Annotated in this window: 9 protein-coding genes; 4 read left to right on the top strand and 5 right to left on the bottom strand. The window is 66.5% G+C overall.

Features of this window, described 5'->3' with window-relative positions; genetic code table 11:
• Positions 1 to 234: 234 nt before the first annotated feature.
• From flgH to SPI01S_RS14095, 4 genes are read right to left on the bottom strand one after another with little or no spacing between them, the layout of a single operon-like run.
• Positions 235 to 984 carry a flagellar basal body L-ring protein FlgH gene (flgH, locus tag SPI01S_RS14110; protein ID WP_066723657.1) on the bottom strand — a complete coding sequence of 250 codons (750 nt, stop codon included), beginning with the start codon at positions 982 to 984 and terminating at the stop codon, positions 235 to 237.
• 11 nt (positions 985 to 995) lie between these two features.
• On the bottom strand, positions 996 to 1,424 hold the full coding sequence (gene flgA, locus SPI01S_RS14105; protein WP_066723655.1) for a flagellar basal body P-ring formation chaperone FlgA: 429 nt from the start codon (positions 1,422 to 1,424) through the stop codon (positions 996 to 998).
• Positions 1,424 to 2,206, bottom strand: coding sequence for a flagellar basal-body rod protein FlgG (gene flgG, locus SPI01S_RS14100; protein WP_066723652.1), 783 nt, complete (start codon positions 2,204 to 2,206; stop codon positions 1,424 to 1,426). The genes flgA and flgG overlap by 1 nt, the downstream gene beginning before the upstream one ends.
• 22 nt (positions 2,207 to 2,228) lie before the next feature.
• Positions 2,229 to 2,969, bottom strand: coding sequence for a flagellar hook-basal body complex protein (locus SPI01S_RS14095; protein ID WP_066723649.1), 741 nt, complete (start codon positions 2,967 to 2,969; stop codon positions 2,229 to 2,231).
• A 117-nt stretch (positions 2,970 to 3,086) separates the two neighbouring features.
• On the opposite strand from SPI01S_RS14095, the gene SPI01S_RS14090 reads away from it, so the two are divergent.
• Genes SPI01S_RS14090 through SPI01S_RS14075 form a run of 4 tightly spaced genes read left to right on the top strand, consistent with a single transcriptional unit; the run spans position 3,087 to position 5,647 of the window.
• On the top strand, positions 3,087 to 3,644 hold the full coding sequence (locus tag SPI01S_RS14090; protein WP_066723646.1) for a flagellar basal body-associated FliL family protein: 558 nt from the start codon (positions 3,087 to 3,089) through the stop codon (positions 3,642 to 3,644).
• A complete protein-coding gene (fliM, locus tag SPI01S_RS14085; protein WP_066723642.1) occupies positions 3,641 to 4,654 on the top strand; it encodes a flagellar motor switch protein FliM in 1,014 nt (337 codons plus the stop codon). Before SPI01S_RS14090 ends, fliM begins: the two co-directional genes overlap by 4 nt.
• Position 4,655: 1 nt before the next feature.
• Positions 4,656 to 5,078, top strand: a complete 423-nt coding sequence (locus SPI01S_RS14080; protein WP_066723640.1) for a DUF6468 domain-containing protein — start codon at positions 4,656 to 4,658, stop codon at positions 5,076 to 5,078.
• Positions 5,078 to 5,647 carry a MotE family protein gene (locus SPI01S_RS14075; RefSeq protein ID WP_066723637.1) on the top strand — a complete coding sequence of 190 codons (570 nt, stop codon included), beginning with the start codon at positions 5,078 to 5,080 and terminating at the stop codon, positions 5,645 to 5,647. The genes SPI01S_RS14080 and SPI01S_RS14075 overlap by 1 nt, the downstream gene beginning before the upstream one ends.
• A gap of 154 nt (positions 5,648 to 5,801) precedes the next feature.
• Here the strand turns inward: SPI01S_RS14075 and SPI01S_RS14070 are convergent, their stop codons facing one another.
• Complete coding sequence (locus SPI01S_RS14070) at positions 5,802 to 6,218, bottom strand: hypothetical protein (protein ID WP_084253471.1); 417 nt, start codon at positions 6,216 to 6,218, stop codon at positions 5,802 to 5,804.
• Positions 6,219 to 6,283 lie beyond the last annotated feature (65 nt).

Raw genomic sequence — 6,283 nt, 5'->3', positions numbered from 1 at the left:
GATAATTTCCTTCTAGGATATAGAGCCGCTTCTGCGACCCGGGTCGGAAGCGCCGACCCGCGACTGGGCAAACCGCCCTGCACGTTCATTGTGGGAAGAAAATTGGCGCGACCAAAATTGTCCTGAAAATTTTGATGGTTACCGGAAGATTAAGATAAATATCCGGTAAATGCGAAAAGGGCCCGCCGGGATGTCCGGCGAGCCCTTTCTGGTACGATAGCCTGGCGTTTGGCGTCAGAACGGGAAGAGCGCGTCGTAGATCTGCTGCCCCCAGCGCGCCTGCTGCGCATCGGTCAGCTGGCCCTTGCCGCCATAGATCACGCGCGCCTCGGCGATCTGGCTGTGCTGGATCGAATTGTCGCGCGCGATGTCCTCCGGCCGGATGATGCCGGTGACGATCAGCTCGCGCATCTCGAAGTTCACCCGCACTTCCTGGCGGCCGCGGATCATCAGGTTGCCGTTGGGCAGCACCTGGGTAACGATGGCCGCCATCGTCATGTTGATCGTCTCCGATCGGTTGGTGGTGCCGCCGCCGGTATATTTGGAACCCGAGCTGGTATCGACGAGCTTCGACGGATCGCTGTTGGTCAGCTTCCTTATCGGCGTCTGCAGGCCCAGCAGGCTCCCGATGCCGGCGGTTTCGGAGCCGCCGCGCGTGCGCGAGGTGTTGTTGCCGATATCGGCCTTGTCGGCGATAGCGATCTTGATCGTCAGGATGTCACCCGTCCTGCCGGCGCGCTGGTCGCGGAAGAAGGCCCCTGCCCCCGTGCGGAACAGCGATGCGCTGGGCGCATTGGCCGGCTGCGCCGGACGGGCGCGGTTCGAGCGATCCAGCGGCGAGGCGAGCGACGGCTCGAGATCCGGCGAATCCACCGGCTCCATCGTCGTCAGCTTCGGCGCCTTGCCCACCGACTTCAGCCGGCCGACCGCACCGCAGCCCGAGAGCGTGGCGCCCAGCGCCAGCGCGAGAATGATCTTACGCATGTACTTTTCCCTCAGGGAGTGGAGATCCGCACCGTGCCGCTGCCGTCGACGATCCCGTCGAGCGTGCGGTTGGTGGCGTTGACGACGATCCGCACCGGATCGCCCTGGGCACCGCTGCCCAGCGCGCGGCCGGCGGCGGTGATCACCATCGTGCCGGACACGATCCTGGCCGTGACCGGCTCGCCGCGCTTCACCAGCTGCGGCTTCATCACGTCGCCGCGGCGGAGCAGCGTGCCGGGCGTCAGCGCCCGCGATGCGTCCATGCCCACGGCCTCTTCCGGGCGGAGCGCGCCGCGCGCGCTCGCCTCGGGACGGGTTTCGATCGAGAGGTCGCCCATCTCGATCCGCGCGCCGCGCGCGACCAGCTGCTGGACCACCGCCACCGGCACGTCCTCGGCAGGTACCGCCACGCGCAGCAACAGGCCCAGCAGCGCGGACATCAGCGCAGCTGGCTGGTCGTCGCCAGCATCTCGTCCGCGGTCTTCACGACGCGGCTGTTCATTTCATAGGCGCGCTGCGCGGTGATCAGCGAGGTGATCTCCGACACCGGGTTGACGTTCGAGGCTTCGATGAAGCCCTGGGTCAGCGTGCCGATGCCGGTATCGCCCGGCGAGCCGACGGTCGGCTGCCCGGACGCGGCGGTTTCGAGGAACAGGTTGCCGCCCTTCGCCTCGAGGCCGCTCTCGTTCATGAAGGTGGCGAGCTGGAGCTGGCCGAGCTGCTGCGGCTGGGTGTTGCCGGCGACGGTCACCTCGACCAGGCCGGTCTTGGAGATGTTGACGTCGAGCGCACCCTGCGGGACCGTGATGCCCGGCTGCACCGGATAGCCGTCCTGCGTCACCAGTTCGCCCTGGTCGGAGATCTGGAACGAGCCGTCACGGGTATAGGCGGTGGTGCCGTCGGGCATCGTCACCTGGAAATAGCCCTTGCCCTGCACCGCCATGTCATAGGGGTTGCCGGTCTGGGTCATCACGCCCTGCTCGTTGATGCGGTAGACGCCGCCGGTCTTCACGCCCGAACCGATCTGGATGCCGGCCGGCACCTTGGTATCGCCGCCGGTGGCGGAACCGGGACGCGAGACCTGCTGGTAGAGCAGGTCCTGGAACTCGGCGCGCTGCTTCTTGAACGCGGTCGTGTTCATGTTGGCGATGTTGTTCGAGATCACGTCGACATTGGTCTGCTGGGCGAGCATGCCGGTCGCGGCGATGGAAAGCGTACGCATGGAATATATCCCTTCGTGAAATTCAGCTGACGCGGCCGAGCTTGTCGATGGCGCTCTTGCGCATGTCCGACATCGAATTGGAGAGGCTCTGGCTGGTCTGGTAGGCGCGCAGGATCTGGATCATGTCGGTCGTCTCGACGATCGCGTTGACGTTCGATCCCTCGACGCCCCCGCTCACCAGCTTGGTGGCGCTGGCCGGCAGCTCGCGACCGCCAGTGGCGGTGAACATGCCGTTGCCGCGCGGATCCACCACCGCCTCGTCGTTGAACACCGTCACCGCGATGCGGCCGAGCGGGCCGTTCTCGCCCATCACCGTGCCGTCCACCTGGACGTTGACCTTGCCCGCTTCCTCGGCCGGGATCTTGATCGGCTTGCCGCCCTCGCCCAGGATCACCTGGCCGCCGGCGGTGGCAAGCTCGCCGCCTTCCAGCACCTTCACATAGCCGGCGCGGGTATAGGCGGTGGTGCCGTCGCCGGCCTGCACCGCCAGATAGCCCGGTCCGTCGATCATCACGTCGAGCGGGTTGCCGGTGGGCTGGAACGCGCCGTTCGAGGCATCGTGCACCGCACCGTAATCAAGCACGAACGATGTTTTCTCGGCCGGTTTCACCGCGCTGTCGGTCCGCTCCACATATTCGCGGAACACCGGCTGCTCGCGCTTGAACCCCACCGTATTCATGTTGGCGATGTTGTTCGCCACCACGTCCATCCGGCGCCGCAGCGCCTGCTCCTGGCTGAGGAGCACGTAAGAGGAGATGTCCACCGGACCGTCCTTCGAAAAATGGTCACTAGGCAGAAATTGCCGGGTGACGCTTCTATAATAGAGGGAAATCGGACGTGCGGACGCCGCGGCCGATAAATCGGAAGGTCCAGGGTTATTATGTCGGCCGAAATCGTCGAGGATAAGAGCGCGCAGGAGGCCCCGGCGCCCAACAAGAAGAAGAAGCTGATCATCATCGGCGCCGCGACTGCCGCTGCGCTGACGCTGGGCGGCGGCGGTGCCGCGTTCTTCATGGGCGGCAAGAGCACGGCCAAGACCGAGGCGCATGGCGAGGAAGCCGCCGCTGCCGACGAAGCGCACGGCGAAGGCGAAGCGGCCAAGGAAGGTGAAGGCGGCAAGGAAGGCGAAGGCAAGGGCAAGTTCGTCGACGTGCCCACCGTCTCGGTCAACCTGCGTTCGCCCGACGGGGCGCCGCGCTTCCTGAAGCTGCACCTGATGCTGGTCCCCGGCCCCAAGACGACCGACGCGGCGCTGAAGGACAAGCTGCCGGTCGTGCTCGACGCCTATCAGCCCTTCCTGCGCGAGTTGCGCCCCGAAGACCTGGGCGGCTCGGCGGCGGTGTTCCGGCTGAAGGAAGAGCTGATGGTCCGCGCCACCCGCGTGCTCGGCCCCGGCATGGTCAAGGAAGTTCTCATTCAGGACCTGATCCAGCAATGATCGATCTAGACGATTTCGACCTCCCGGATCCCCCGGCGGCTCCGTTCGGCGACGATATAGGCAATTTCGGCCAGGCGGACATCGACGCGCTGTTCGGCGGCAGCGAACCGGTTCTGAAGAAGAAGGGCCTGCGCGCCGTTCTGGAATCGAAGGTCATCAGCCACGAGCGGCTGCCGATGCTGGAAGTGGTGTGCGACCGCGTGGTGCGCAGCTTCGCCAGCTCGATGCGCAACATGACCTCGGACGCGATCGACGTCAGCCTGGAGGAAGTCACCTCCGCCCGCTTCGGCGAGTTCATGAACCGCGTGCTGCTGCCGGCGATGGTCGGCGTGTTCAAGGTCAGCGAGTGGGAAAGCTACGGCCTGATCACGGTGGAATCGGGCCTGATCTATTCGGTGGTCGACGCGCTGCTCGGCGGCCGCGGCAGCAACACGCCGAACGTGATCGACGGCCGCGGCTTCACGCCCATCGAGACCTCGCTGGTCTCGCGCGTGCTGGAAACCGCGCTGCGCGACTTCGCCGACGCGTTCGAACCGATCGAGCCGGTGAACATGCGGCTGGAGCGTATCGAAACCAACCCGCGCTTCGCGGCGATCGCCGCCACCTCGAACATCTGCGCCATCGCGACGTTCCGCGTCGACATGGACGGCCGCGGCGGCTGCATCACCTTGGTGTTCCCCTATGCCACGCTGGAGCCGGTACGCCACAAGCTGCTCCAGCGCTTCATGGGCGAGAAGAGCGGCCGCGACAGCATCTGGGAGGCGCACATGGCCTCCGAGGTCCGCAAGACCAACGTGACCGTCAACGTGCTGCTCGGCGAAAAGGCGCTGCCGCTTTCCGACCTGGAAGAGCTGCAGGTCGGCCAGACCATCGCCTTTGACAAGAGCCCCGACGACGCGCTCGACATGGCATGCGGCGATATCAAGCTCGCCCAGGCCCAGATCGGCCAGCGCAGCGGCCGCGTCGCCGTGCGCCTGGTCAACGACGTTTCCCGCACGAGGAAGAAGTAACATGAGTATCGCGCTTTTCGCCAATGTGCTGACGATCATCCTGTGCGTCGCCGTGCTCGTGCAGAGCATGCGCATGATGCGCAGCCTGCGGGCCGTGAAGGAAGGTGCCCTCACCGATGTGGTGAAGGCGCTGGACCATGCGACGGTGCAGGCGCGCTCCGTGCTTTCCGACATGAAGGCGACGCTGGGCACCGATTGTGCGCGTCATGCGCGGCTGGTGGAGCAGGCGCGCGACCTGCGCGACGAGCTGTCGGACATGATCGGCATCGCCGACTCCGCCTGCGAGCGGATCGTCTCTGCCGTGAGCCTTGCCAACGCGCTGCGCGTCGCCGGCGAGGAAGCCGCCGAGCATGCCGACACGGAAGCGAACGCCGCGCCGGAAGCAATGATCGACGCGCTTCCCGCCACGCGTGAGGCCGCGTAATGGCGCGCCCTTCCCTGCTGCTGCTGATGGCGGCGGCCTCCGCGATCGCCGCGGTGGCCAACGCCGCCAGCATCGCCACCGGCGACCAGGACGGCACCAACAAGACCCGGCTCGGCAACTCGATCGAGCGCGACCTGAGCGCCCGCGACCAGGAGGCAGCCAAGCGCCAGCGCGCACTCGACCTGCGCGAACAGGCCGCCAAGGCAGCCGAACAGCGACTGGCCGCCAGCGTCGAGGCGCAGCAGAAGGAGTCGGCCGCCGGCGCGCCCGGTGCCCCCGGTGCGCCGTCGCCCGCGGAAGTGCAGTTCGACGAGCTGGCCCGCATCTACCAGGCGATGAAGCCTGCCAAGGCCGCGGCGGTCTTCGAGCAGCTCGACATGGAAGTGCAGATGAAGGTCGCACAGCGGATGCGCCCTGCCTCCACCGCGGCGATCCTGGGCGCGATGTCGCCCAAGGGCGCGGCGTCGCTCAGCATGGCGCTGGCCCGCAAGAGCGCGGCAAAACCCGCAACGGCTCCGACCGCAGCGGCGATGGCGGCACCGGCAGGCGCTGCGCGCAAGCCGGGCTGAATCCTGCAGGCATCAGCGTCGGCATCCCGGCGAAAGCCGGGATACCCTCGCTGATCGTTTTCTGATCAAGCCGAACTACCAAAGCAAAAAGGCATCCCGGCTTTCGCAGGGATGCCTTTCTTGTCGGCGACGGACCGCCGGTGCTGGGACGGCCTCAGTTCTGCGAGGCGCCTACTTCGACGATCAGCACGCGGCCGAGATCGGGCGACACGGTCTTGAGTGCGCCGGTCAGCGTCCTGTCGAGATCCGCGACGTTCACCGCGCGCAGCGCCGAGGCGTCGAGTCGCGCAAATTCCAAGCCGCCCGCGATCGCCGCCATCCGCAGATTCGGCATCGCCGCAGTAAGCTTCTCGGCGGTGGCGGCGTCGTGCACCTCCAGCACCAGCTTGAAATTCAGCGTGCCTGCGACACGATCGGAATCGACGATAGGGACGGCGATCGACTCCATCTTCACCAGATGCATCCCCTCGCCTTCGCCCCCGCCGCCCGAGGCCAATGCGCGCCCCGCGGGCAGCGGCGAAACCGCCAGTGCCACCAGTCCGAGCATCGCCAGCGTCTGCTTGCCGCGCACCAAATTTCTCCCGTCAATCGCATGGGTCGAGCCGCCGCTGCGGCCACGCACGTCCTATAAATAAG

The organism is Sphingomonas pituitosa NBRC 102491 (assembly GCF_001598435.1).
GTDB lineage: Bacteria > Pseudomonadota > Alphaproteobacteria > Sphingomonadales > Sphingomonadaceae > Sphingomonas > Sphingomonas pituitosa.
The sequence above is the reverse complement of the archived record's forward strand: the minus strand, read 5'-3'. Positions and strand labels throughout refer to the sequence as shown.